This window comes from Commensalibacter nepenthis (assembly GCF_029953305.1).
GTDB lineage: Bacteria > Pseudomonadota > Alphaproteobacteria > Acetobacterales > Acetobacteraceae > Commensalibacter > Commensalibacter nepenthis.
The window spans coordinates 1-1325 of the sequence record NZ_JASBAN010000014.1 but is presented as its reverse complement, the minus strand read 5'-3'; the positions used below and the strand labels follow the sequence as shown (position 1 = coordinate 1325).

Annotated in this window: 3 protein-coding genes; all 3 read left to right on the top strand. The window is 38.9% G+C overall.

From position 1 onward, the window contains the following. Positions 1-307 (top strand): colicin E5-related ribonuclease (locus QJV33_RS11920; RefSeq protein WP_281463624.1); only part of this gene is annotated, 307 nt, incomplete at its 5' end. After that, positions 292-672: a hypothetical protein gene (locus tag QJV33_RS11915; RefSeq protein WP_281463623.1), complete on the top strand. Its 381-nt coding sequence runs from the start codon at positions 292-294 to the stop codon at positions 670-672. The genes QJV33_RS11920 and QJV33_RS11915, both read left to right, overlap by 16 nt. An 80-nt stretch (positions 673-752) precedes the next feature. Further along, on the top strand, positions 753-1325 hold a 573-nt coding region (locus tag QJV33_RS11910; protein WP_281463622.1), incomplete at its 3' end, for a hemagglutinin repeat-containing protein.

The following is a 1325-nucleotide window of genomic DNA, read 5'->3' as shown; positions in this document are numbered from 1 at the left end:
CGCAGGAAAAGGTACAATCGTTACTTGGACAGCTGATGATAAAATTAAAGGTCAAATGGGTGATAGGGGCTGGACAGATGCAGATATTGATGCAGCAATTGCAGCAGGTCCGAAAGGAACCTCTACAGATAATCGAAGCCCTAAAAAAACAGATGATAAGCTAGGAAGAAATGACCCTGCGACTGTTTATGGAAAACCTGGGAGTTATGTTGTCATTAATGATAGAACTGGTGAAGTTACTCAAGTTAGTGATAAAATAAGACCAGGGTGGACTGATGATTCGAGGATACAATGGAACAAAAAGTAAATTATAATCAGTTATATACATCTATGCATGATTTTTTTAGATTAAAAGGTAGTAGTATAGTAGTTTTAACAAAAGCAGCGGTTATAGAAATATGCAAACATGCGATGGATTATGATATTTTAATATGGAGGATAGAAAGTGGTATATGGCATAATCCAGGCTATGAGCCAAGGGATGTAATTGATTCAATTTATGATCCACCTGTTTCTAAAGAAACAGCTATTGATAATAATTTAATGTTTATTAAGAATTTAAAAGATGAACCTCCTGAATATGATGTTTTTACAATCTTAATCACCAACTATCAAGGTTTACCTAAAGAGCATTTATACGATAAATATTTTGAGAAACATCCTAATAATTAGATTATAATAAGTATGAAACCCCCTATTACTAAAAAGTAATAGGGGGTTTTTTGTAACATTCGATTTATAATTCTGGGTTGATGCAAGGGACAAACTCGATTGCGCTGACGGCTACGAATGGGGATATCAGCAATATTGGAGGGACGATTAAAGGGGGTAAGATTTCTTTAAATGCGCAAAATGGCTCTGTGATTAATTTGGATACGGTGAATGATTATCTTGTGAATGGGGGTAAGGGATCCTACCTTGGATCGCAAGGGCAGATTATTGCCTCTGACACGCTTGGGATTAAAGCCAGTGACAGCATTATAACCCATGGTGGCACCATTCAATCTGGCTCGGATTTGGCGATGCAAGCAGGGTCTATTAATATTGGTTCGATAGAGTTAAATGCGGGTGCGTCGAGTGTGACGCATGCGTCTGATGGCACTTTGGCATTTAATGGCAGTCAAATTAAGAATTATGGTACAACGATCAAAGCAGGTGGGAACGCGTCCTTGCAAACCACTGTTGGGGACTTAAATTTTTCTGGCAGCACGTTAAATGCGGGGGGGAATGTCTCTTTAGCCTCCGCTGGAAATATCGGTCTAAACGCCGTGACCGACAGTGGCTTCTCTGACATCAAAGGCAATAAATCTGGGGCGTTTAATCAT

Bases quoted from the DNA above. Each gene is read 5' to 3' on its own strand.
- QJV33_RS11915 (WP_281463623.1), top strand. From the start codon at position 292: ATGGAACAAAAAGTAAATTATAATCAGTTATATACATCTATGCATGAT.